Annotated in this window: 22 protein-coding genes; 9 read left to right on the forward strand and 13 right to left on the reverse strand. The window is 59.6% G+C overall.

What is annotated here, in order from left to right:
• Positions 1-69 precede the first annotated feature (69 nt).
• Complete coding sequence (locus ACQUTP_RS07355) at positions 70-432, forward strand: endonuclease domain-containing protein (RefSeq protein ID WP_074194558.1); 363 nt, start codon at positions 70-72, stop codon at positions 430-432.
• A 161-nt stretch (positions 433-593) separates the two neighbouring features.
• Here ACQUTP_RS07355 and ACQUTP_RS07360 read toward each other — a convergent pair whose 3' ends face one another.
• From ACQUTP_RS07360 to ACQUTP_RS07375, 4 genes are all read right to left on the reverse strand, one after another.
• Positions 594-1,493 carry a Dyp-type peroxidase gene (locus ACQUTP_RS07360; RefSeq protein WP_004201987.1) on the reverse strand — a complete coding sequence of 300 codons (900 nt, stop codon included), beginning with the start codon at positions 1,491-1,493 and terminating at the stop codon, positions 594-596.
• A gap of 94 nt (positions 1,494-1,587) precedes the next feature.
• Positions 1,588-2,163 carry an RpoE-regulated lipoprotein gene (locus ACQUTP_RS07365; protein ID WP_048295270.1) on the reverse strand — a complete coding sequence of 192 codons (576 nt, stop codon included), beginning with the start codon at positions 2,161-2,163 and terminating at the stop codon, positions 1,588-1,590.
• Positions 2,164-2,224: 61 nt separating this feature from the next.
• Positions 2,225-2,674, reverse strand: a complete 450-nt coding sequence (locus ACQUTP_RS07370; protein ID WP_017900453.1) for a DUF2919 domain-containing protein — start codon at positions 2,672-2,674, stop codon at positions 2,225-2,227.
• Entirely contained in the window at positions 2,661-3,086 is a 426-nt protein-coding gene (locus ACQUTP_RS07375; protein ID WP_002913637.1) for a GNAT family acetyltransferase, read from the reverse strand. The genes ACQUTP_RS07370 and ACQUTP_RS07375 overlap by 14 nt, the downstream gene beginning before the upstream one ends.
• 211 nt (positions 3,087-3,297) lie before the next feature.
• Here ACQUTP_RS07375 and amiA point away from each other — a divergent pair, with 211 nt between their 5' ends.
• Positions 3,298-4,170 carry an N-acetylmuramoyl-L-alanine amidase AmiA gene (gene amiA, locus ACQUTP_RS07380; protein WP_004201984.1) on the forward strand — a complete coding sequence of 291 codons (873 nt, stop codon included), beginning with the start codon at positions 3,298-3,300 and terminating at the stop codon, positions 4,168-4,170.
• The gene (gene hemF, locus ACQUTP_RS07385; protein WP_023318852.1) at positions 4,170-5,069 is read left to right on the forward strand and encodes an oxygen-dependent coproporphyrinogen oxidase; all 900 of its coding nucleotides are present in this window, start codon (positions 4,170-4,172) and stop codon (positions 5,067-5,069) included. Before amiA ends, hemF begins: the two co-directional genes overlap by 1 nt.
• Before the next feature lie 53 nt (positions 5,070-5,122).
• Here the strand turns inward: hemF and maeB are convergent, their stop codons facing one another.
• Positions 5,123-7,402, reverse strand: a complete 2,280-nt coding sequence (gene maeB, locus ACQUTP_RS07390) for an NADP-dependent oxaloacetate-decarboxylating malate dehydrogenase (RefSeq protein ID WP_004201966.1) — start codon at positions 7,400-7,402, stop codon at positions 5,123-5,125.
• A gap of 294 nt (positions 7,403-7,696) precedes the next feature.
• Here maeB and tal point away from each other — a divergent pair, with 294 nt between their 5' ends.
• On the forward strand, positions 7,697-8,653 hold the full coding sequence (gene tal, locus ACQUTP_RS07395) for a transaldolase (RefSeq protein ID WP_004201965.1): 957 nt from the start codon (positions 7,697-7,699) through the stop codon (positions 8,651-8,653).
• 16 nt (positions 8,654-8,669) lie between these two features.
• Positions 8,670-10,664 (forward strand): transketolase, encoded by a 1,995-nt coding sequence (tkt, locus tag ACQUTP_RS07400; RefSeq protein ID WP_285755158.1) that lies wholly within the window; start codon positions 8,670-8,672, stop codon positions 10,662-10,664.
• On the opposite strand, the gene ACQUTP_RS07405 is transcribed toward tkt, so the two are convergent.
• The 3 genes from ACQUTP_RS07405 to aegA all read right to left on the reverse strand — a co-directional run bounded on the left by ACQUTP_RS07405 (position 10,654) and on the right by aegA (position 14,401).
• Complete coding sequence (locus ACQUTP_RS07405; RefSeq protein ID WP_032456449.1) at positions 10,654-11,700, reverse strand: DUF1176 domain-containing protein; 1,047 nt, start codon at positions 11,698-11,700, stop codon at positions 10,654-10,656. The two genes, tkt and ACQUTP_RS07405, sit on opposite strands and share 11 nt — an antisense overlap.
• Before the next feature lie 63 nt (positions 11,701-11,763).
• The gene (gene nudK, locus ACQUTP_RS07410) at positions 11,764-12,360 is read right to left on the reverse strand and encodes a GDP-mannose pyrophosphatase NudK (protein WP_023318855.1); all 597 of its coding nucleotides are present in this window, start codon (positions 12,358-12,360) and stop codon (positions 11,764-11,766) included.
• Positions 12,361-12,418: 58 nt separating this feature from the next.
• Positions 12,419-14,401: a formate-dependent uric acid utilization protein AegA gene (gene aegA / locus ACQUTP_RS07415; protein WP_004201961.1), complete on the reverse strand. Its 1,983-nt coding sequence runs from the start codon at positions 14,399-14,401 to the stop codon at positions 12,419-12,421.
• Positions 14,402-14,777: 376 nt separating this feature from the next.
• On the opposite strand from aegA, the gene acrD reads away from it, so the two are divergent.
• Positions 14,778-17,891, forward strand: coding sequence for a multidrug efflux RND transporter permease AcrD (gene acrD, locus ACQUTP_RS07420; RefSeq protein ID WP_004201959.1), 3,114 nt, complete (start codon positions 14,778-14,780; stop codon positions 17,889-17,891).
• 127 nt (positions 17,892-18,018) lie between these two features.
• Here the strand turns inward: acrD and ypfM are convergent, their stop codons facing one another.
• Positions 18,019-18,078, reverse strand: coding sequence for a protein YpfM (gene ypfM, locus ACQUTP_RS07425; protein WP_100181659.1), 60 nt, complete (start codon positions 18,076-18,078; stop codon positions 18,019-18,021).
• Between the two features lie 366 nt (positions 18,079-18,444).
• Between ypfM and ACQUTP_RS07430 the strand changes: the two genes are divergently transcribed.
• The 3 genes from ACQUTP_RS07430 to ACQUTP_RS07440 are packed head-to-tail and all read left to right on the forward strand — an operon-like array spanning position 18,445 to position 20,159.
• Entirely contained in the window at positions 18,445-18,798 is a 354-nt protein-coding gene (locus ACQUTP_RS07430) for an ArsC family reductase (RefSeq protein ID WP_004201956.1), read from the forward strand.
• A gap of 3 nt (positions 18,799-18,801) precedes the next feature.
• Positions 18,802-19,929, forward strand: a complete 1,128-nt coding sequence (gene dapE / locus ACQUTP_RS07435) for a succinyl-diaminopimelate desuccinylase (protein ID WP_004201953.1) — start codon at positions 18,802-18,804, stop codon at positions 19,927-19,929.
• Between the two features lie 26 nt (positions 19,930-19,955).
• Complete coding sequence (locus ACQUTP_RS07440) at positions 19,956-20,159, forward strand: YpfN family protein (protein WP_002913768.1); 204 nt, start codon at positions 19,956-19,958, stop codon at positions 20,157-20,159.
• 48 nt (positions 20,160-20,207) lie between these two features.
• On the opposite strand, the gene ypfH is transcribed toward ACQUTP_RS07440, so the two are convergent.
• The 4 genes from ypfH to purC form a co-directional block, all read right to left on the reverse strand.
• Positions 20,208-20,903 (reverse strand): esterase, encoded by a 696-nt coding sequence (gene ypfH, locus ACQUTP_RS07445; protein ID WP_004201952.1) that lies wholly within the window; start codon positions 20,901-20,903, stop codon positions 20,208-20,210.
• A gap of 76 nt (positions 20,904-20,979) precedes the next feature.
• Positions 20,980-22,983, reverse strand: coding sequence for a tRNA(Met) cytidine acetyltransferase TmcA (locus ACQUTP_RS07450; protein ID WP_428902364.1), 2,004 nt, complete (start codon positions 22,981-22,983; stop codon positions 20,980-20,982).
• A 9-nt stretch (positions 22,984-22,992) separates the two neighbouring features.
• Entirely contained in the window at positions 22,993-23,868 is an 876-nt protein-coding gene (ypfJ, locus tag ACQUTP_RS07455) for a KPN_02809 family neutral zinc metallopeptidase (RefSeq protein WP_004201945.1), read from the reverse strand.
• 119 nt (positions 23,869-23,987) lie between these two features.
• A complete protein-coding gene (gene purC, locus ACQUTP_RS07460; protein WP_002913801.1) occupies positions 23,988-24,701 on the reverse strand; it encodes a phosphoribosylaminoimidazolesuccinocarboxamide synthase in 714 nt (237 codons plus the stop codon).
• Positions 24,702-24,917: the final 216 nt, after the last annotated feature.

Below are 24,917 nucleotides of genomic sequence, written 5' to 3' on the forward strand. Positions count from 1 at the left end.
AGCTGAAAGCGGCTCGCAGATTAGACGTGTCATTGTGACAAACGGCAGCCAGGCGCGCACTGTGTTTATATGAAAAACACACAGATATTTGCTCGTCAGCTCAGACGTAGCTTAACGCCAACAGAACGTCGACTATGGTACTTACTGCGCAACCGCTGTTTTGCTTGCTATAAGTTTCGCCGCCAGCATCCCGTTGGCCCCTATATTCTCGATTTTGCCTGCTGCGCAACACGGCTGGCGATTGAACTGGACGGCGGTCAACACGATCAGAGACGCGTCTACGATGTTCGCCGTACCCGCTGGCTACAGAGTCAGGGATGGCGGGTTTTACGCTTCTGGAATAATGAGTTTGAAGAGTATGAAGAGGCGGTGATGGAGAGGATACTTGAAGCGCTTGAGTCGCCAATGCCCTCACCCCGCCCCTCTCCCTGAGGGAGAGGGAGAAAGAGAGTCCGCACGCAGATTCCATAACCGCACCGAACGATTCCCTCTCCCTCAGCGAGAGGGAGAAAGAGAGTCCACACGCAGATTCCATAACCGCACCGTACCGTCCCCTCTCCCCTTTGGGCAGAGGGTTAGGGTGAGGGGCAACATTACAGCGCCTGAATACGCTCAAGCGACGGCGCGAAGTAATAGCCGCCGGTCACTGGTTTGGTGAAGCGCAGCATCGCGTCGCGTTTGCCGTCGGTATCGCCGAACATGCTCAGCAGCTGCTGCTCGATGTTGTACAGACGCGCGCAGTAAGCGCAAAAATAGAGGCCATGGGTACCGCTGGCGGTGCCATACGGCAGGCTCTGGCGAACAATTTTCAGCCCTTTGCCATCTTCTTTTAAGTCAACGCGGCTCAGGTGCGACGTGACCGGACGTTCGTCGCCATCGATCTCTTCATTGGCTTCCTTGGTGCGGCCGATCATCATCTCCTGATCCGGCACGCTCATGCGGTTCAGCTGTTTGAGATTATGCTCCCAGCGCTGGACGAACACGTAGCTGCCGCCCGCGTCCACGCCGTCTTTGATCACCGCCACTTCACGACGGGTTTCTTCCCCCGCCGGGTTTTCGGTGCCGTCGACGAAGCCGCTGAGGTCACGCTCTTCCACCCAGCGGAAGCCGTGGATCTCTTCTTTCACCTCGATAGCGTCGCCAAAGGCGGCCAGCGCGGCCTGCGCCACCGAGAAGTTCACTTCATGGCGGGCGGATAAAATATGAATCAGCAGGTCATACTGGGTGGACGGCGCCAGCCCTTTGCCGTAGACCGGAAAATCTTTTAACTCTTCCGCCCCTTCGCCGCCGCTCAGCTGACGCCAGACGTTATTGCCGAACGCCACCACGGCACCGAGTTTGGCGTCAGGGAATTTAGCCTGAAAGGTGGCCACTTTATCGACAAAAATTTTGCTCGCTTCGCGCAGGGCGTTAACGTCCCCTTTGACATTGGCTTCAATCCAAATCGCCGCGCGGCAATGTTCCGGCAAAATGCCGCTCTGAACCTGAGACATCGCTCCTCCTGAAATGATGCAACCACAACGCTGTCGCGTTGCTAACGCGCCATTGTAACCGTTTTTCAGGGCCGTCGTGTCTCTTCAGATCAATTTAGCGACGCCAGATAATTTTGCTGACCTTCCAGTTTTTCAGCGTATCGTCGGAGGGCATCAGTTCGTCCGGGCCGCTCCAGTGGCCGGTGAAGGCGTAACTGATATGCTGGCTCCCCTCGGCCTGACACTCGACGACCGCCCCGTTGTCATTGCTGCCTTTCTGGCAGTTGCCGAAGGCTTTGCTGTACAGATCGCTGAACGGTGTGCCGATTTTCACGCCGCTGGCGGTTTTGATTTCGGCATCACGCACCTCAATCCGGCTGATGGCGCCGTTGTCGCCATTGATGGTCAAGGCCACGCTGTTGTCTTTCAGCGCTTCAAAGTAGTGGACGATATTGCCCTTATCGGTCTTCATTCCGCTGCGCAAACGATAGTCGCCCCCCAGGGCATCGCTAATGGCCTGTTCGTTGAGCGGCGTGGACGCCGTCAGTTTACCCACCCCCTGCTCGGTCACCTCGGTGGAAGAACCAAACCAGTTCCACGGATAGGCCGCCGACCAGTTGACCGCGCTCATCGTTGAGCAGCCGGTGAGCGCCAGCGGAAGCGCGCAGAGCATTACACGTAGCGATTTCATTTCACAATCCTTTCTGAGTCATTCAACGCATGTTGGAGTTCACGATCGGTAAAAAGTGCCATTAAAAGCTAGTCTGGCGAAAACAGGCGCCGAGGCGACGGCTGGTTGCCAGCCACCACAGGGCATAGCCATCCGCGACCAGCAGCGCAATGGTCAGCGATGAGGGCGATTCGCCGCTCAGCCATAGCATCGGCTGCCAGAGCAACAGCAGCACTTGCGATAGCACCAGCAGCCAGCGCATCGCCCGCCACAGGCGCGGCAGGCGCTGACGATAGCCGCTAAGCAGAAAGGCCAGCACCGCCGGCACGCCGGGAAGTAAACCGAGCCAGAAGCGGTCGTGATCGGGATAGAACAGATTCAGAATCGCATCGCCCTGCTGGCGCGACGCGCCGGCCATCAAGAACAGCACCCACGTGCGGGCCTGTAACAACAGTACGCACCAGAAAAGAAAAGGCAGGCGCAGACGGCCATGGGCATCAAAATCGGCGGGGATAAACTCAGTATTCTTCATCTTCAATCAGGCGTTTGCCCAGGGTCAGAACATCGGCGTACTCATAGCCCAGCCGCTCATACATCCCCTGCACCACGTCGTTGTCCTCGCGGACCATAATATTGATTTTCGGGCAGCCGCGAGCAATCAGCTTTTTCTCCAGACGGTTGAGCAACGCGTTCGCGATACCCCGGCCGCGATATTCCGGATGGACCCCCAGATAGTAGGCCGACCCGCGATGGCCGTCATATCCGCCCATCACCGTACCGACGACTTCGCCGTTCACTTCCGCCACCAGGAACAGGCTGACATCGTGATTCAGCTTGCGCTCAATATCCATTTCCGGATCGTTCCAGGGACGCAGCAGATCGCAACGCTCCCACAGCGTCACAACCTCTTCGAAATCCTGCTGGCGAAAAACGCGAATCTCCATGGTATTCCCCACCATTGACGGTTAAAAACAGTGATTATGGCGCGAATATGACTGATAGCCAATATCAGGCGAAATCAGCGACAAAAAATGGCATAATATGACTTTGTCATGTATTGAAATGAAAAGTAAAACAATTCTTATTTTGAATGGTCGTAACGGCAAACGCGATACGATATAACATTGGACATCACTTGTTTACAATTCAGGCCGAATGAGCACTTTTAAACCCTTAAAAATACTTGCTTCGCGCCGTCAGGTGCTGAAAGCCGGGCTGGCTGCCATGACGCTGAGCGGCGTCACTGCACAGGTCAGCGCAAAAGAGCAGCCACTGAAAACATCAAATGGACACAGCAAACCCGCCGCCAAAAAGGCCGGCGCCCGCCGCATTGTGATGCTCGACCCGGGCCACGGCGGCATCGACACCGGGGCTATCGGCCATAATGGCTCGAAAGAGAAGCATGTGGTACTGGCGATCGCTAAGAACGTGCGCAGCATCTTGCGCAGCAACGGCATTGACGCCCGCTTGACCCGCACCGGCGATACCTTTATCCCGCTGTATGACCGCGTGGAGATTGCCCATCAGCACGGCGCCGATCTGTTTATGTCGATCCACGCCGACGGCTTCACCAACCCGAGCGCCGCCGGCGCCTCGGTGTTCGCCCTGTCAAACCGCGGGGCGAGTAGCGCCATGGCGAAATACCTCTCCGATCGCGAAAACCGCGCCGACGAGGTCGCCGGTAAGAAAGCGACGGATAAAGACCATCTGCTGCAGCAGGTGCTGTTCGATCTGGTGCAGACCGACACCATTAAAAACAGCCTGACGCTGGGCTCGCATATCCTCAAAAAGATCAAGCCGGTGCATAAGCTACACAGCCGCAATACCGAACAGGCGGCGTTCGTGGTGCTGAAGTCGCCGTCCATACCGTCCGTGCTGGTGGAAACCTCGTTCATTACTAACCCGAACGAGGAGAAACTGCTCGGCACCACCGCCTTCCGGCAGAAAATCGCCACCGCGATTGCCAACGGCATTATCAGCTATTTCCACTGGTTCGATAACCAGAAAGCCCATTCGAAGAGACGTTAATGAAACCCGATGCCGCGCAGGTTAAAACTTTTCTGCTCCAGCTGCAGGACAGCCTCTGTCAGCAGCTGAGCGCCGTAGATGGCGCGCCGTTTATTGAAGACGCCTGGCAGCGGGAAGGCGGCGGCGGCGGACGCAGCCGGGTGCTGCGCGAGGGCAATGTGTTCGAACAGGCCGGGGTCAACTTCTCCCACGTCCATGGCGACGCCATGCCTGCCTCCGCCACGGCCCACCGCCCGGAGCTGGCCGGACGCAGCTTTGAAGCCATGGGCGTCTCGCTGGTGGTTCATCCGCTGAACCCCTATGTGCCCACCAGCCATGCCAACGTGCGGTTCTTTATTGCCGAGAAGCCCGGCGCCGACCCGGTGTGGTGGTTCGGCGGCGGCTTTGATTTAACCCCTTACTATGGCTTTGAAGAGGATGCCGTCCACTGGCATCGTACCGCCCGCGATCTGTGTCTGCCGTTCGGCGAGGAAGTCTATCCGCGCTATAAAAAATGGTGCGATGAGTACTTCTATCTCAAGCACCGCCAGGAGCAGCGCGGCATCGGCGGTCTGTTCTTTGACGACCTGAACACCCCGGATTTTGACCACTGCTTCGCCTTTATGCAGGCGGTCGGGAACGGCTATGCTGACGCCTATTTACCCATCGTCGAACGCCGGAAAGCCACGCCGTACGGCGAGCGCGAGCGCCACTTTCAGCTCTATCGCCGCGGCCGCTACGTCGAGTTCAATCTGGTCTGGGACCGCGGCACCCTGTTCGGTCTGCAGACCGGCGGTAGGACGGAGTCGATTCTGATGTCGATGCCGCCGCTGGTACGCTGGGAATATGATTACCAGCCGGAGGCCGGCAGCCCCGAAGCGGCGCTGAGCGAGTTTATTAAAGTGAAAGCTTGGATCTAAACGAAGCCAATTCAGACCAAAAGCCCCGGAGTACCGGGGCTTTTTTATGACGTTTACAGCGGTTCGGTTTGCGCTTCGACAACCGCCAGCGCCACCATATTCACGATGCGACGCACGGAGGCGATCGGCGTCAGAATATGCACCGGCTTCGCGACTCCCATCAGCACCGGCCCGACGGTTACCCCTTCCGAACTGGAGACGCGCAGCAGGTTATAGCTGATCCGGGCGGCTTCCATATTCGGCATCACCAGAATATTGGCCGACCCTTTCAGCGGGCTGTCCGGCATGCGATCGTTGCGGATGCTTTCCACCAGCGCGGCGTCGCCATGCATTTCACCATCGATCATCAGCTCCGGGGCGCGGGCCTTCACCAGCTCCAGGGTTTTACGCATCTTGCTGGCTGACGGGCAGTCGGCAGAGCCAAAGTTGGAGTGCGACAGCAACGCCACCCGCGGCTCAATACCAAAGCGACGCACGCTTTCCGCCGCCATCAGGGTGATCTCTGCCAGCTCTTCCGGCGAGGGATCGTGATTGACATAGGTATCGGCGATAAAGGTGTTACCGCTCGGCAGCAGCAGCGCATTCATCGCCCCGGCGGTGCTGACGCCGTCGCGATAGCCGAACAGCGGCTGCACCACGCGGTAGTGGTCATGATATTCGCCGATAGTCCCGCAGATCATCGCATCCGCTTCGCCACGGTGAACCATGATGGCGCCAATCACTGTGGTGTTGCTAATCACCGCCCGCTGCGCCTGCTCCTGGGTAATGCCGCGGCGCTTCATCAGCTGATAGTACTCGCTCCAGTACTCTTTAAACCGCGGGTCGGATTCATTATTGACGATCTCGAAGTCAACGCCGGCCTTGATCTGCAGGCCCAGCTTCTGGATGCGCATTTCAATCACGCTTGGGCGGCCCACCAGAATCGGTTTGGCCAGCCCCAGCGACACCAGCTCCTGGGTGGCGTGAAGCACCCGGGTCTCCTCCCCTTCCGCCAGCACCACACGCTTCGGCTCTTTGCGCGCCTGAGAGAAGATAGGCTTCATAAACAGGTTGGTCTTATAGACGAACTCGCTCAGCTTCTCGATATAGGCGTCAAAATCAGCGATCGGGCGCGTCGCCACGCCGGAGTCCATCGCCGCCTTCGCCACCGCGGGGGCGATCTTGACGATCAGCCGCGGGTCGAACGGTTTCGGAATGATGTAGTCCGGGCCAAAGCTTAAATCCTGATCGCCGTAGGCGGAGGCCACCACTTCGCTCTGCTCAGCGTGGGCCAGCTCGGCAATGGCATGCACCGCCGCCAGCTTCATCTCTTCGTTGATCGCCGTCGCGCCGACGTCCAGCGCGCCGCGGAAGATGAACGGGAAGCAGAGCACGTTGTTGACCTGGTTAGGATAGTCGGAGCGGCCGGTGCAGATGATGGCATCATCGCGGACCTGCTTCGCCAGCGGCGGCAGAATTTCCGGCTCCGGATTGGCCAGGGCGAGGATCAGCGGCGCGCGCGCCATCTTCTTCACCATCTCCGGGGTCAGCACTTTCGGACCGGAGCAGCCGAGGAAAATGTCCGCGCCGTCGATCACGTCATCGAGGGTGCGTTTGCCGTCGTCTTCCACTGCATAGGCCGCTTTGGTTTCCGCCATGTTCGGCTCACGATCCTTATAGATAACGCCTTTCGAATCGCAGACCACGATGTTGTGCTTTTGCATCCCCAGCGCCACCAGCAGGTTCATGCAGGCAATTGCCGCCGCCCCGGCGCCGGAGACCACCATCCGCACGTCGGACAGATTCTTCTCAACGACGCGCAGGCCGTTGAGGATCGCCGCGGTGCTGATGATCGCCGTGCCGTGCTGATCGTCGTGGAAAACCGGAATATTCATCCGCTCGCGCAGCTGCTGCTCAATGTAGAAACACTCAGGCGCTTTAATATCTTCGAGGTTGATACCGCCGAAGGTCGGCTCGAGGGCGGCGACGACGTTAATGAATTTATCCGGGTCCAGCTCATCGACTTCGATATCAAACACATCGATGCCGGCGAATTTCTTAAACAGGACGCCTTTGCCCTCCATCACCGGCTTGCCGGCCAGCGCGCCGATGTTACCGAGTCCCAGCACCGCGGTGCCGTTGGAGACCACCGCCACCAGGTTGCCGCGGGCGGTATATTTGTAGGCCGCCAGCGGATCTTTTTCAATTTCCAGACAGGGGGCCGCGACGCCCGGCGAGTAGGCCAGCGCCAGATCGCGCTGGGTGGCGAGAGGTTTGGTCGGCGAGACCTGGATTTTTCCGGGAACCGGAAATTCGTGGAAGTCGAGGGCGCTCTGTTTTAACTGCTCATCCATTTTATATTCCTTTCTTTCACGTATCGTTCGTAGGGAAAAAGCGTGATGACCATCCTGTCGTTCACCTTTCAGTGGCAGACAGTATCCCTCCTGGCGGGGCGATAAACTTTGAACACCGCCAAACTCTGGCCATCGCTATGATCTGGTTGTTATCAATTTATAGCGGTTATGTTACCCGGATTCGCCGCCAATAATAGCCCCGTCTGCTATGCTTTTTGGTTATGTACCTCATCAATATTTATACCGCATACCGGCAAGCACTCATGTAACACCTTGTTCCAGGAGGACTTATCTATGAATCAGCTAGACAGTATCAAGCAGTTCACCACCGTGGTCGCCGACAGCGGCGACATCGAATCCATCCGCCACTACCATCCGGAAGATGCCACCACTAACCCCTCCCTGCTGCTGAAGGCCGCCGGCCTGGCGTCCTATAGCGGACTCATTGACGACGCGATCGCCTGGGCGAAAAAGCAAGGAGGCGGCCGTGAAGCGCAGGTGACTCACGCCTGCGATAAGCTGGCGGTCAATTTTGGCGCGGAGATCCTCAAAAGCATTCCTGGCCGGGTCTCCACCGAGGTGGACGCCCGGCTCTCCTTCAACCGGGAGAAGAGCATCGAGAAAGCGCGCCATCTGGTGGCGCTGTATCAGGAGATGGGCATTGATAAGTCGCGGATCCTGATCAAGCTGGCCTCCACCTGGGAGGGGATCCGTGCCGCCGAGACCCTGGAAAAAGAGGGGATCCACTGCAACCTGACGCTGCTGTTTTCCTTCGCCCAGGCCCGGGCCTGCGCCGAGGCCGGGGTCTATCTGATCTCCCCTTTCGTCGGACGTATTTATGACTGGTATCAGGCGCGCAAACCGCTGGATCCTTACGTGGTTGAGGAAGATCCCGGGGTGAAATCCGTGCGCAATATCTATGACTACTTCAAACAGCATAAATACAACACCATCGTGATGGGCGCCAGCTTCCGCCGCACCGAGCAGATCCTCGCCCTGGTCGGCTGCGACCGGCTGACCATCGCCCCGCCCCTGTTAAAAGAGCTGCAGGCCAGCGACGCCCCGGTGGTGCGCAAACTGATCCCTGCCAGCCAGATCCTGCCGCGCCCGGTGCCGCTCAGCGAGGCGGAGTTCCGCTGGGAACATAATCAGGATCCGATGGCGGTCGAAAAGCTGGCGGAGGGTATCCGCCTGTTCGCCGTCGATCAACGCAAACTGGAAGATCTGCTTGCCGCCAAACTGTCACTTTAGTCTCACGGAGAAAACTATGTCCCGAAGAGAGCTTGCCAACGCCATCCGCGCCCTGAGCATGGACGCGGTGCAGAAAGCCAATTCCGGCCACCCCGGTGCGCCAATGGGGATGGCAGACATTGCCGAAGTGCTGTGGAACGATTTTCTCAAGCACAATCCGCAGAACCCTGGCTGGGTGGACCGCGACCGTTTTATTCTGTCCAACGGCCACGCGTCGATGCTGCTCTACAGTCTGCTGCACCTGTCCGGCTACGATCTGCCGCTGTCAGAGCTGAAGCAGTTCCGCCAGCTGCACTCTAAAACGCCGGGTCACCCGGAGCATGGCTATACCCCCGGGGTGGAGACCACCACCGGCCCGCTGGGCCAGGGGCTGGCGAACGCCGTCGGTATGGCCATCGCCGAACGCACCCTGGCGGCGCAGTTTAACCGCCCCGGTCATGAGATTATCGACCATCACACCTGGGTTTTCATGGGCGATGGTTGTCTGATGGAGGGGATCTCCCATGAGACCTGTTCGCTGGCAGGCACGCTCGGACTGGGCAAGCTGATAGGTTTTTACGACCACAACGGCATCTCCATCGACGGCAAAACCGACGGCTGGTTTACCGATGATACGGCAGAACGGTTCCGCGCCTACCACTGGCACGTGATCGGCGACATTGACGGCCACGATCCTCAGGCCATCAAACAGGCCATTACGGAAGCGCAGGCGGTGAAAGATAAGCCGTCGCTGATCATTTGTCGGACCATCATCGGCTTCGGTTCGCCCAACAAAGCCGGCTCAGAGGAGTCGCACGGCGCGGCGCTGGGTGAAAAAGAGGTGGCCCTGGCCCGCCAGCAGCTGGGCTGGAAACATCCCCCCTTTGAGATCCCGAAAGAGATCTATCAGGGCTGGGATGCGCGTCCACGCGGCGAAAAAGCCGAGCACGCCTGGAACGAGAAATTCGCCGCCTACCGGCAGCAGTTCCCGGAGCTGGCCGCTGAGCTGACCCGCCGCATGGATGGCGCCCTGCCGGAGGATTTTGCCGCGACCGCCCGCGACTACGTGGCGAAGCTGCAGGCCGAGCCGGCGAAGATCGCCAGCCGTAAAGCCTCGCAGAACGCGCTGAACGCGTATGGCCCGCACCTCCCGGAGCTGCTGGGCGGTTCGGCGGATCTGGCGCCGAGTAACCTGACCATATGGTCTGGCTCGACATCGATTAAAGAGGATGCCGCGGGCAACTATATTCACTACGGCGTGCGCGAATTCGGCATGACCGCGGTGGCCAACGGCATCGCCCTACACGGGGGATTCATCCCCTATACCTCGACCTTCCTGATGTTTGTGGAATACGCCCGCAACGCCGCGCGCATGGCGGCGCTGATGAAGGCCCGGCAGATCATGGTCTATACCCATGACTCCATCGGTCTGGGGGAAGACGGTCCGACCCACCAGGCGGTGGAACAGCTGGCCAGTCTGCGGCTGACGCCCAACTTCAGCACCTGGCGCCCATGCGACCAGGTGGAGACCGCTGTCGCCTGGCAGGCGGCCATCGCGCGTCAGGGCGGACCGACGGCGCTGATCCTGTCGCGACAAAACCTGGCGCAGATGCCGCGCACCCCGCAACAGGTGCAGGATATCGCCCGGGGCGGCTACGTGCTGAAGGATGCCGGAGGCAAACCCGACCTGATCCTCATCGCCACCGGCTCGGAAGTGGAGATCACCGTCCTGGCGGCGGAAAAATTGTTGGCCAACGGGGTGAATGTGCGAGTGGTTTCGCTCCCCTCCACCGATGTGTTTGACGCTCAGGACGAGGCCTGGCGCGAGTCGGTGCTGCCGTCGGACGTCAGCGCCCGGGTGGCGGTCGAGGCCGGGATAGCGGACTACTGGTATAAATATGTCGGCTTAAAAGGCAAGATTGTCGGCATGACCGGCTACGGTGAATCCGCCCCGGCGGAGCAGCTGTTCCCGTTCTTTGGCTTTACGGTCGACCATATCGTCGCCACCGCCGAACAGGTACTTAACGGGTGATCCACAGCGTGGGCCAGGCGTCTGGCCCCTGCCAGTTGTCGCACGTCGGCTGCTGCGCGTAGCGGGAGAGGCTGAACCGCTGGCCGTCAAAACGCCAGCGGGTCTGGATCCCGCAATCGCCAGACGCGCGCCCCTTGTCCAGGGTCACCAGCTCATGGCGGCGGTCATCATAGCTGGCGTTAATAAGCTCTATCTCCCGCGGCGCCTCGCCCGGCGGCTGAAATGGCAGCGTTAGCCGCACCTGGCGGGCGACATACGGGCGCTGGCGGGAGACCAGCCAGGCCAGCCAGACGGTGTTGTACGCCCCGGATTCGCAGCTGGTCATCAGCAGCACTTTGTCATCCGTCAGGGCAGTGACGCGAATTTCGCGGCGGAACGGATCGAGGGAGCAGTTACTGTTGCTCATCCGCTCATTGCCATAGTCCATCAGATCGTTGAGCTCATCACGCCCCAGCGGCGACTGCGCTGTATCCGCGCTCGCCACCGCGCGCAGCGCCGGCGCCGGCGGTACGCTGAGCGGCGGCTCCTCCCCTTTGCCAACCCAGGCCGTTTCGCTGCCCACCCGCTTTTGCCGGGCGTCGATAAAAAACAGGGCCGCTTTCAGCCCCTGCAGGGAGATAGTCTGCAGGCCGTTGGCCAACGAGAGGGTTTTTCCCTCCTGTACCCGCTGGAGGAACGCATCGATCGTCACGCTGTCGTCAGTTTTAATGAGTTTATCTTCAATGCGCCAGCGCTTGTCGGTCAGGGACAGCGGTTTACCATCCAGCAGCAGGCGCGGCGCTATCGGCGCGAGCGTCGCCACCGGATTGCCGGTGCCGCCCAGTTCGATACGCAGGCTGGCATCAGTAGCCGCCCCGGCGCTGCGGCTGAGGGTCATCACCAGACCATAATGCAGCCCCACGTTGCGGGTGACGCAGAAATTTTGGTTATTACAGGTGACCTGCCAGTCGTTGAAGCGCTGCTGCGCCGGTGCCGACCATGCCTGTGAGCAAGGCAGCACCGCCAGAAAGAGGAAAAAAATGATGCGAAAAAGCATGAACCGCCCGACCCCAGATAAACCCAACCACGGCGCCTATCCTGGACAACGGCAGCCGCTGACTCAATCGGATTTGTCAGAGTTCCCCGCCATCAGGCCAGAGGTTTGCAAATACTGCAGCAGAATGACCGCTTTCCCGTCGCGGATCTCCCCGTCAGCGACCATCTGCAGCGCCTGGCTAAAGGGCAGCTCCAGCACCTCGATGGCTTCGTCATCCACCCCGCCGCCGCTGGTCGTTCGCTGCGCGTCGCTGTACTCAGCGATAAAGAAATGCACCACTTCGGTGACGCCCCCTGGCGACATAAACAGCTCAAACAGCTTTCGCACCTCGCCCACTTCATAGCCGGTCTCTTCCACTGCCTCTTTACGAATGCAGGCCTCCGGCTCGTCGTTGTCCAGCAGCCCGGCGCAGGTTTCAATCAGCATGCCGTCATGATTGCCATTGACCCAGGTGGCGACCCGAAACTGACGCACCAGGACCACCGTCTGCTTATGACGGTTATAGAGCAGCACGGTGGCGCCATTGCCGCGATCGTAGACCTCGCGCTTGTGGCGCACGACGCTGCCGTCCGCCCGCGTCAGCTCATAGGTCATGTTGCGTAGTACGAACCAGTTCTCAGAGAGGATTTTATCTTTAATGACGTGAATATTGAGTGACATACCGACCCCACAGCGTAAAAGGACGCCCTCATACTACGCTGCGGAGCCGGGTTTGTCGTCAGTGAAGCGGCGTCGTTTTCAGCCCCAGGTAGTCAAGGATCCCCTGCGCCGCGTGACGGCCTTCCGCCATCGCCGTCACCACCAGGTCGGCGCCGCGCACGGCATCGCCGCCGGCAAAAATCTTCTCCTGGCTGGTCTGATAACGGTAACGGCTCTCCACTCCGGCTTTAATACGCCCCTGGCTGTCCAGTGCCACCCCCGCAGCTTCCAGCCAGGGCATGCGGTGCGGGTGGAAGCCAAAGGCCATGATCACCGCATCTGCCGGCATAACAAACTCGCTGCCGGGGATCGGCGTCGGGCGACGTCTTCCCCCGGCATCCGGAGCACCCAGCTCGGTGCGCAAAAAGCGAACCCCGTTCACCCGCCCGTTCTCGTCCAGCTCAAGCGTCACCGGCTGGACGTTAAACTCAAAAAGCGCCCCCTCTTCGCGGGCGTTTTTGACCTCTTTTTTCGAGCCCGGCATGTTGGCTTCATCCCGCCGATAGGCGCAGGTCACCTGGCGGGCGCCATGGCGCAGCGCGGTACGCACGCAGTCCATTGCCGTATCGCCGCCCCCCAGCACCACCACGTTCAGCCCGGCGGTGTTAACATAAGGCTCCTGCGCCGATTCCGCCAGCCCCATCACCTGTTTGGTGTTGGCGATAAGAAACGGCAGCGCATCGTAGACCCCGGGGGCCTCTTCATTCGGCAGGCCGGCCTTCATGGAGCGATAGGTTCCGGCGCCGACGAACACCGCGTCATACTCGGCCAGCAGCGTCGCCAGAGGGATATCTTTCCCCACCTCGCAGTTGAGCTCAAAGCGGACGCCCATCTCGCTGAAAATCGCCCGCCGCCGGGTCAGCAGCGACTTATCCAGCTTGAACGCCGGAATGCCGAAGGTCAGCAGACCGCCGATCTCCGGATGACGGTCAAAGACCACCGGCTGCACGCCGTGGCGCACCAGCACATCGGCGCAGGCCAGACCGGCCGGCCCGGCGCCGATAATCGCCACCCGTTTACCGTTCAGCTTAATCTGCGAGAGGTCCGGACGCCAGCCACTGGCCAGCGCCTGGTCGGATATAAATCGCTCAATATTGCCGATGGTGACCGCACCGCTTTCCTCGCGCAGGGTGCAGGCGCCCTCACACAGCCGGTCCTGGGGGCAGACGCGGCCGGTGATCTCCGGCAGACAGTTGGTCTGATGGGACAGGGCGACCGCGGCGGCGATATCCCCTGCCTTCACCAGCTCGACCCACTGCGGAATAGTGTTATGTAGCGGGCAGGTCCATTCACAGATGCTGTGTTCTCCACATTTCAGGCAGCGGGCGGCCTGCTGCCGGGCCTGGGTCGGGCTGAACGGCTGATAGATCTCCTCAAAGTGGTTCTTGCGCACCTCCGCCGGCAGCTTATCCGGCTCTCCGCGCGGCGGCGTCATCGCCATCTGCCTGACCTTCTCGCCGGCGTCGGGCTGTCTGGCGGGGGCCGCGCCGCGCTGCCACGGCTGCGCCTCCTGGCAGGCCGAACGCAGACGCCGCTGCCTGGCCATCGTGGTCAATGTCTCATCGTCGGCGAGGGTCAGCGCCTGCGCCGGACAGTTTTCCACACAGGCCGGTCCCGCCTCGCGGCCCGCGCACAGATCGCATTTCTGCGCGCTGGCTTTCACCTGGCCTGCGGCCTGCGGCGTCACCACCACCTCCATCACCCCGAACGGGCAGGCCACCATGCAGGATTTACAGCCAATGCATTTCTCCTGACAGACCTGAACGCTGTCGCCAGTCTGGGCGATGGCGCCGTTGGGGCAGCTGCGGAGGCAGGGGGCGTCTTCGCAGTGGCGGCAGGTGATGGCGTTACGCTGCCCCTCTGCTTTAATCACGGTGATACGTGGCAAAAAGCGCTGCGGGGTCAGCGCATGTTGCTCCTCGTTATGCGCCATTACGCAGGCCACTTCGCAGGCCTGGCAACCGATACATTTTCGGCTATCGCTCAATATAAAGTGGTTCATGGCTTCCTTTTGTCTTATTGGTGAATAACCCCTTAATGCGCATGCCTATTTATTACCCGACAAGACGAGGCCGGAACAATGTTCATTTGCCCAGGATACCCTTTTTCTGGAAAGAATCCGTTTTGGATCAATTTTTTTGACTTATATGAAATCAGGTTTCACACCGGCAAGGGATAATGCGTCCCCGGGTGCGGCGGGCGAAGCGGTGTGGCCGACCTGGCGGCACGAAAGGTCGATGTTTCTTTACGATACGGCAAAAGCAACATGATAAATTACACTATCTCCTTAATTTCTCCACGATTGCCGGAGGCGCTGGCGCTAAAGTGGCACAGGCTGTGCAATAACAAGAACATGTGCATATGAGGTTTTCATTCTGATGGCGAATTTCTTTATCGATCGCCCCATTTTTGCGTGGGTGCTGGCAATCCTGTTATGCCTGACGGGCACCCTTGCCATTTTGTCGCTGCCAGTTGAACAGTATCCCGATCTGGCCCCGCCGAATGTACGGGTTACAGCCAACTATCCTGGCGCCTCCGCACAAACCCTGGAGAATACCGTCACCCAGGTTATCGAACAGAATATGACCGGCCTCGATAACCTGATGTATATGTCATCCCAGAGCAGCGCCACCGGCCAGGCGACCATCACCCTCAGTTTTACCGCCGGTACCGACCCGGACGAAGCGGTACAGCAGGTGCAAAACCAGCTGCAGTCGGCGATGCGTAAACTGCCGCAGGCGGTGCAAAACCAGGGGGTTACGGTACGCAAGACCGGCGATACCAATATCCTGACCCTCGCCTTCGTCTCCACCGACGGCAGTATGGATAAACAGGATATCGCCGACTACGTCGCCAGTAACATTCAGGACCCGCTCAGTCGCGTCAACGGCGTGGGGGATATCGACGCCTACGGCTCGCAATACTCAATGCGCATCTGGCTCGATCCGGCAAAGCTCAATAGCTTCCAGCTGACCACCAAGGATGTTACCGACGCTATTAGTTCGCAGAACGCCCAGATTGCCGTCGGCCAGCTCGGCGGCACGCCTTCCGTGGATAAGCAGGCGCTGAACGCCACCATCAACGCGCAATCTCTGCTGCAAACCCCGGAACAGTTCCGCAATATCACCCTGCGCGTCAATCAGGATGGCTCAGAGGTGACCCTCGGCGATGTCGCTACCGTGGAGATGGGGGCGGAGAAGTATGACTATCTTAGCCGCTACAATCGCCAGGCCGCCTCTGGCCTGGGAATTAAGCTCGCCTCCGGCGCCAACGAAATGGCCACCGCGGAGCGCGTGATCGCTCGCCTCAATGAGCTCTCGCAGTATTTCCCGCACGGGCTGGAATATAAAGTCGCCTACGAGACCACCTCCTTCGTGAAGGCTTCTATTACCGACGTGGTGAAAACCCTGCTGGAGGCGATCCTGCTGGTTTTCCTCGTGATGTATCTTTTCCTGCAGAACTTCCGCGCCACTCTGATCCCGACCATCGCCGTACCGGTGGTGCTGATGGGCACCTTCGCGGTGCTCTATGCCTGTGGTTACAGCATCAACACCCTGACGATGTTCGCGATGGTGCTGGCGATCGGCCTGCTGGTGGATGACGCCATCGTGGTGGTGGAGAACGTTGAGCGCATCATGAGCGAGGAAGGACTGTCGCCGCGGGAAGCCACCCGCAAATCGATGGGACAAATTCAGGGCGCGCTGGTGGGGATCGCGATGGTGCTGTCGGCGGTGTTTGTGCCGATGGCCTTCTTCGGCGGCACCACCGGCGCTATCTATCGCCAGTTCTCTATTACGATTGTCGCGGCGATGGTCCTCTCGGTGCTGGTGGCCATGATCCTCACCCCGGCCCTTTGCGCTACCCTGCTCAAGCCGATTAAACCAGGTGAATCCCATGAGCGAAAAGGCTTCTTCGGCTGGTTCAACCGCACCTTTAACCGCAGCGCCAGCCGCTATGAAACTTTCGTCGGCAAGATCCTTCACCGCTCGCTGCGCTGGATGCTGATCTACATCGTCCTGCTCGGCGGGATGGTGTTCTTGTTCCTGCATCTGCCCACTTCGTTCCTGCCGCTGGAGGATCGGGGGATGTTCACCACCTCGGTACAGTTGCCGAGCGGCAGCACCCAACAGCAGACGCTGAAAGTGGTACAGAAAGCGGAAGATTACTTCCTCAATAACGAGAAGCAGAACGTCGAGTCAGTGTTTGCTACCGTTGGCTCCGGCCCCGGCGGCAACGGGCAGAACGTAGCCCGCATGTTTGTGCGCCTCAAAGACTGGGACCAGCGCGATCCGCAAACCGGCTCCTCCTTTGCCATTATTGAACGCGCCACCAAAGCGTTTAATCAGATCAACGAAGCCCGGGTCATCGCCAGCAGCCCGCCGGCAATCAGCGGCCTCGGCAGTTCGGCAGGCTTCGACATGGAGCTGGAAGATCACGCCGGTAAGGGGCACGATGCGCTGATGGCGGCGCGCGATACGCTGCTTGAGCTGGCGGCTAAAAACCCGCTGTTGACCCGCGTCCGGCATAACGGGCTCGACGACAGCCCGCAGCTGCAGGTCGATATCGATCAGCGTAAAGCTCAGGCGCTGGGCGTCTCCATTGATGACATCAACGATACGCTGCAAACCGCCTGGGGGTCGAGCTACGTCAACGACTTTATGGATCGCGGGAGGGTGAAGAAAGTCTACGTCCAGGCGGCGGCGAAATATCGGATGCTGCCTGACGATATCAATCTCTGGTACGTCCGCAACAGCAGCGGCACGATGGTGCCGTTCTCGGCCTTCGCCACCTCGCGCTGGGAGACCGGTTCGCCGCGCCTGGAGCGCTACAATGGCTACTCGGCGGTGGAGATCGTCGGTGAAGCGGCGCCGGGCATCAGTACCGGTACCGCGATGGACATGATGGAGAAGCTGGCCGCGCAGCTGCCGACCGGCTTTGGCCTCGAATGGACCGCCATGTCCTATCAGGAACGCCTCTCCGGCGCTCAGGCGCCGGCCCTGTACGCGATTTCCCTGCTGGTGGTGTTCCTGTGCCTGGCGGCGCTGTACGAGAGCTGGTCGGTGCCGTTCTCGGTGATGCTGGTGGTTCCGCTCGGGGTGATTGGCGCTCTGCTGGCAACCTGGATGCGCGGCCTGGAGAATGACGTTTACTTTCAGGTGGGCCTGTTGACGGTGATCGGCCTGTCGGCGAAAAACGCCATTCTGATCGTCGAGTTCGCCAATGAGCTTAACGAGAAAGGCCAGGATCTGCTCAGCGCCACGCTGTCGGCCTGCCGTCAGCGCCTGCGCCCTATCCTGATGACCTCGCTGGCGTTTATCTTCGGCGTGCTGCCGATGGCCACCAGTACCGGCGCCGGCTCCGGCAGCCAGCATGCGGTCGGCACCGGGGTGATGGGCGGGATGATCTCCGCCACCGTGCTGGCCATCTTTTTCGTACCGCTGTTCTTTGTGCTGGTGCGTCGCCGCTTTCCGCTGAAGGAGCGTCCGCAATAAACCGTCGGGCGACGGCGGCGAGCCGTAATAACAGAAAAGGCGACCTGGATGGTCGCCTTCTTTATGTGTTCAGAACCATGACGCGCTTATTTACGTCGCGTTATTCCCCTGCTCACATTGCGGAAATTTATTTACGAAGCATGCCTTCAATAAAATCTTTCCAGTTCCCCAGTTCATGTTCAATCATAATAGCCTCTCTTATTATTATGGTCGATTCTATATAACTTCATTGCTGATGGGAAGTTGTGCTCCCCTATTGCTCTGATTGTCTTGTGGACCGCTGACAGAGATAAAACCTCTGGTTGCCGCCACTATGCCGTCTCGTATGTAAAAATTATGTGATACAGAGCACCATCAAGCAACATTTTCGTAATATTGTTAATGCCCTCACATCATGCCCGCGGCTGGGCGAATTTTAATCACCCTAACGCATTGCATGAGATACCCGGTAAAAGGTTATATTTATTCATCTGAATCACGTATTATTTCAACAAGGCTTATATATTCGGAAATATCTGAGTTAACCGCTTAATTGAATGTTAAAGGTTTATCTATGCTCACCATGTACGGAATTAAAAACTGCGATACCATTAAAAAAGCCCGCCGCTGGCTGGAAGCACATCAGATTGACTATCGCTTCCATGACTACCGCACCGATGGCCTCGACCGCGCGCAACTGGATACCTTTATTGCCGAACTGGGCTGGCAGGCGCTGCTGAACACCCGCGGCACCACCTGGCGCAAACTGGACGAATCGCTGCGCAACAGCATCGATAATGCCGATGCCGCCGCCGCATTGATGCTGGAAATGCCGGCGATCATCAAACGCCCATTGCTCTGCGCGCCCGGTCGTCCTATGCTGCTGGGTTTTAGTGAAGCAAGTTATCAGCAGTTTAACGAGGTATAGTCTATGTCTTGCCCGGTCATTGAGCTGGCTCAGCAGCTTATTCGCCGCCCTTCCCTTAGCCCCGATGATGCGGGATGCCAGGCGTTAATGATTGAACGCCTGCGTGCGATCGGCTTTACCGTTGAACCGATGGATTTCGGCGATACGCAGAACTTCTGGGCCTGGCGCGGCCACGGCGAGACGCTGGCCTTCGCCGGCCACACCGACGTGGTCCCGGCAGGCGACGCCGACCGCTGGATCAACCCCCCGTTCGAACCCACCATCCGCGACGGGATGCTGTTTGGCCGCGGGGCGGCGGATATGAAAGGCTCGCTGGCGGCGATGGTGGTTGCCGCAGAGCGTTTTGTCGCGCAGTACCCGAACCACCGGGGCCGACTGGCGTTTTTGATCACCTCTGATGAAGAGGCCAGCGCGAAAAACGGCACCGTCAAAGTGGTGGAGACGCTGATGGCGCGTAACGAGCGTCTGGACTACTGTCTGGTCGGCGAACCCTCCAGTACCGAAGTGGTCGGCGATGTGGTGAAAAACGGCCGCCGCGGCTCGCTGACCTGCAACCTGACCATTCACGGCGTACAGGGCCATGTCGCCTATCCGCACCTTGCCGATAACCCCGTCCATCGCGCCGCGCCGATGCTGGCGGAGCTGGTCAATATCGAGTGGGATAAAGGCAATGAATACTTCCCGCCGACCAGCATGCAGATTGCCAACGTGCAGTCCGGTACCGGCAGCAACAACGTGATCCCTGGCGATATGTTCGTCCAGTTCAACTTCCGCTTCAGTACGGAGCTGACGGACGAGACGATCAAAGCCCGGGTGGTCGCCCTGCTGGAAAAATACCAGCTGCGTTACAGCGTGGAGTGGTGGCTCTCCGGACAGCCGTTCCTTACCGGACGGGGCAAGCTGGTGGATGCGGTCGTCAATGCCATTGAGCACTATAATGAGATCAAACCGCAGCTGTTAACCAACGGCGGCACCTCAGACGGACGGTTTATCGCGCGCATGGGGGCGCAGGTGGTTGAGCTGGGCCCCGTGAACGCCACGATTCACAAAATTAATGAATGTGTGAACGCCGCCGACCTGCAGCTGCTGGCGCGGATGTATCAACGCGTAATGGAACAGCTGGTCGCCTGACGTACTGACGTAAAGAGGAAGCGCGCATGGAATGGCTTATTAAACACTGGTGGATTCTGGTGCTGGTCTTTTTGGTGGGGGTAATTATCAACGTGATTAAAGATCTAAACCGCGTTGACCACAAAAAATTCCTCAACAACAAACCCGATCTGCCGCCGCACCGTGATTTTAACGATAAATGGGACGATGACGACGACTGGCCGAAGCACGACCAGTCGAAGAAACCGTAAGTTTGCCGTTATCGCGGTAGCGCCCGCCTGTAACCCCGCCCGCCGGGGTTACAGCATTTCGATGATATCGTCCCCTTTCGGCGTACTGCCGCTCAGCGCCTCATCAAAATAGTGCTTCGGCACGGTGTAGCGCAGTCGCTCGATCGCGAACTGCATGCTGCGATCGTCAATGGCATGCCCCAGATCGTCCACAATATCTAAGGTCACGTCGCCCCCCGCCTGCAACAGCGCCTCCTGTGCCGACACCGCCCACGCCAGATCGATAACCCGATCGTCACCACCGTGGATCAGGTGAATGGTGGTGGCCGTCGTTGCGGTAACCGGCAGCGTCGCGTAGCGGCCATTAAAGGCGATCACCCGCGAAGCCAGATCCGGCGCTGCTTTGATGCTTTCCAGCGACATGATCGCCCCCTGAGAGAAGCCGATCAGCGCGGTGGCCAGTGGGCTGATGCCGCTCTTTTCCTGCCAGTAGCGCACAATTTCAATAAAGGTCGGCATAATGGCGTCGATACGCTGCTGACGATTCTCTTCCGTCACTCCCTGCACCGAAAACCACTGCCGACCGTCAGGACCGCAAGGCTCCACCCCGCCAATGCTCACGATCAGCGCATCAGGAAACTGCGGCGCGAACCAGCTGCCAATTTGCCCCATGGAGACCGGGTTATCCCCCACGCCATGAAACAGCAGCAACAGCTGTTGCGCAGGCGTCGCAGGGCTTTGAACAATAAAATGATCGTGTTTCATGGCTGTCTCCTTAGTGTATGCGGGCAGTGTACGCCGCTCGCCAGATATGACCATGCCATTTAACTGAATGAGTTAGTTAAAAAAATTGCAGGTTCGCCACCTGCTGATGCAGCGCCTCGGCGCGCGCTGCATCGAGGAAGCGCAAGGCGTCAGCGGCCTCCTGACGCCATCTCGCCAGCAGGGCTTTACGCCCTGTTAGCTGCAGCGCGGCGCAGAGTTCGGCCTCTTCTTCCCCCTGCAGACGCCCGCGCAGGGCCGGCAACGGGATGTCGACCTGCAACAGCAGGCGATTGAGGCAACCCAGCGCCGCGGCCAGCGGGCGATGGGCGAAACCAAAGCTCGCCGCTTCCAGCCAGTCCTCATCACTAAGCATAGCCCCTGAAACGGCCGGCAGCGGCGCGGACGCTTGCCGCCACGGGCGCAGCCAGTATTCATCACGCTGTAGCCGCTGTGCCTCCCGTTGCGCGAGCTGATGCCCCGCTGCAGTCAGCGGGAACAGAGCCATCGCGGTATAGCACCCGCTGCTGGCCTCGCGATGGGTGCCCAGCCGCACGAGAATAAACCCACAGCGTTGCCAGAAGCGCCACAGCTCAGGGGTATAGCCAAAGCTGACGGAGAGATAATCATAACCTGCGGCATCGGCGGCGATATCGGCGATCATCTGCTGCCCAAGCCCTTCGCGCTGGCGGGCTGGGTGGACGGCGATCCGGCTGACCCGCAGCCCGCGCAGCGTCGCCGCCAGGGGAGTGCCGCCATGCGCCGCCAGCGACTGGGCGACCAGGTTCCCCCGCGGCCGGCGAAAACCCGCCCACACCGCCCGGCTGAGTTCGGGAGAAAGTCCCCCTTCGGCCACCAGCCACAGGGCGCCCGCCACCGCACCGCCGGCGCGAGCGCAGCGGAAAGCCTGGCCTGGAGCGTCCATCATGCGCCGCAGATCGAGAGGAGAAGTGCGGTAATGCGCCCCGGATAACAGCTGGTACAACGCTTCCGGCAGCGCCGGCTGCGTTTGCCAGCTGGACTGATTGACCGCCTCCAGGACTACCTCCCCCGTCGGCGCGTCGCGAAATGCCTCATCGCTGAAGATCAGCAGCTGGCTGATGGCCGACTCCAGCGGGCAGCCTGCGGCCCAGCGGATCGGCGCGCTCAGGCTGTACAATTGCAGATAGGGCAGGCTGGCGCAAAATTTCAGCAGGAACCCGCGACCGGTGCCCTCATAACCCTGCACCGTCGTGGTAAGTAGCGTGCGGGGAAAACGGCTAACCAGCTGCCGGAGAAGCGGAGCCGGTATAGCCGCGGCCTCATCGACAATCAGCCAGGACGCCTTTTCCTTCGATGACAGCAACGCATCAGGAGCCATAAAGCGAAACGCCTCGCCGGCAAAGCTCGCCAGCACGTCGACGGCGCTGCGGGTCGGGGCGGTAACGATGGCCTCACCCGCGAGCTGGCGCAGCAGCATGCCCGCGAGGGCGGATTTCCCTCTCCCTCGTTCAGCCGTCACTGCTGCGATACCAGGCGGTAGACGCAATAATTGCCCAAGGATCGCCGCCTGTTCGGCCAGCGGGTGACCATCGGCGGGATGCCAGTCAGGGCGCCGGACGGCCAGCGGGAGCCGCGGCGAGTCCGACTGCCGCCAGAGCAGCACCTCGGGGTCGGCGATAAACTGCCGACAGCAGCGGAGAACAAAGTTGGGGGTAGAGATCGGGTCGGGCGTATCGCTCCAGCGCAGGGAGTCCTCATCCACCCGGGACGGCCAGTCGGCGAAAGAGGGCGTCAGCAGCACCAGCCAGCTTCCCGCCCGCAGCGTACCGCTCAGGGCCGCCAGGGCGGCCACATCAAACCCGCGCCGGGCATCGAAAAAGGCGTGCATCACTTCCCGCCCCAGCAGCGTCTTCAGGGCGCCAGGCGCCACGCCGGGCGCAGAAACCGGCTCGGAGCCCACCCACAGGCCATCGCCGCCGAGCCGCTCCCGCAGCGCCTGCGCCTGCTGCAGCGTCCAGGCCTCGTCGCCGCTGAGCACCAGCAGGCGGCGAATCCCCTCCCGCGCCATCTGCGCGGTGAGGTCAAGCAGCTCGTCCATCATCAGGGGCGATTACAGCGCGCTGCCGAAGGTGTTGCACTGCGCCGGGTCGCCGCTGTCGAAACCGCGTTTGAACCAGGTGTAGCGCTGTTTTGACGTTCCGTGGGTAAAGCTGTCCGGTACCACCCGCCCCTGGCTCTGCTGCTGCAGACGGTCGTCGCCGATGGCCTCGGCGGCGTTTAACGCCTCCTGCAGATCGCCGGTTTCCAGAATATCCTGCTGCTGCATATTATGCCCCCAGACGCCGGCGAAGCAGTCTGCCTGTAGCTCCATCTTAACCGACAGCCGGTTGGCTTCGGCCTCGGTGGCATGCTGCTGTTGCTGGCGAACCTTCGGCTCAATGCCCAGCAGTTTTTGTACGTGATGACCCACTTCATGGGCAATGACGTACCCCTGGGCAAAGTCGCCATCGGCGCCCAGTTTATTTTTCATTTCATCGTAGAATGACAGGTCGATATAGACCGTACTGTCGGCAGGACAGTAGAACGGCCCCATCACCGACTGGCCGGTACCGCAGCCGGTACGGGTCGCGCCGCGGTAGAGCACCAGCTTTGGCTGAGGGTACTGGCGGCCCATCTTTTCAAAAATCGGTCCCCAGGTATCTTCGGTGGTGGCCAGAATGACGGAAGTAAACTTCGCCGCTTCATCGTCTTTCGGACTGATGGAGCGCTGCGTGGAGGTCTGCTGCTGCGGCATCGGTTCGCCGGTCAACATGCCGGTCAAATCCACGCCGTAGTAGCCCGCCACCAGCACAATAATCAGCAGTACAATGCCGCCCTTCCCGCTCGGCAGACGGAAGCCGCCGCCCCCGCCGCCGCCAAACGGCGAGCCTGATTGTCCACGTCGATCTTCAACATTGTCGCTTTCGCGACGCCCTTGCCAGCGCATAAGCACCTCATTCCCTGTTATGTATCAATAGCAGAGATCGTAGGCGGTTCAGCGCAGGATTACCACAGGAAACAGCAAGAGACGCCAGAAGATGAGGCCATCTTCTGGCGGCGGGCGGGTTAGTCGAGCTTAACGCCCAGACGGTGAGCCACTTCTTCGTAGGCTTCGATCAGGCCGCCAAGGCTCTGGCGGAAGCGGTCTTTGTCCATTTTATCGAGGGTGTTTTTGTCCCACAGGCGGCTGCCGTCCGGCGAAAACTCATCGCCCAGGACCACTTCGCCTTTGAACAGACCAAACTCCAGCTTAAAGTCCACCAGAATCAGACCGGCGTCATCGAACAGCTTTTTCAGCACGTCGTTGGCTTTGTAGGTCAGCTCGCGCATCCGCGCCAGATTCTCTTTGCTCACCCAGCCGAAGGTTTCGCAATAGGAGTCGTTGACCATCGGATCGTGCATGGCATCGTTTTTCAGGAACAGATCGAACAGCGGCGGATTCAGCTCGATTCCTTCTTCAATGCCTAAACGTTTTACCAGCGAGCCTGCCGCACGGTTACGCACCACGCACTCCACCGGCACCATATCCAGTTTTTTTACCAGGCATTCGGTATCGGAGAGCAGCGCTTCCATCTGGGTAGGGATGCCCGCTTCTGCCAGTTTGCTCATAATGAAGTGGTTGAACTTGTTATTCACCATGCCTTTACGATCGAACTGCTCGATGCGCGCGCCATCACCTGCTGACGTATCGTTACGGAATTCCAGTACCAGCAGGTCCGGATTATCGGTGCTGTATACTGTCTTCGCCTTACCACGATACAACTCAGCTTGCTTTTTCATCTTTCACTACTCCAGTGATATTGAGCCTAAAAATACGTTTCCACCTATACACAAAATCATTCAAAGTGCATCGAGGCGGCAACTGAGCGAATCCCCAGGAGCTTACAAAAGTAAGTGACTGGGGTGAACGAAGGCGGCCAACAAAGAGGCAATTTGAAGGATGATGTGCATACGCACACGTTTGCGTCACTATATATTAAAAGGGCCGGATTGCTC

Origin of the sequence: Klebsiella sp. 2-CIP_Kleb. (assembly GCF_050378715.1) — a bacterium.
Taxonomy (GTDB): domain Bacteria; phylum Pseudomonadota; class Gammaproteobacteria; order Enterobacterales; family Enterobacteriaceae; genus Klebsiella; species Klebsiella quasipneumoniae.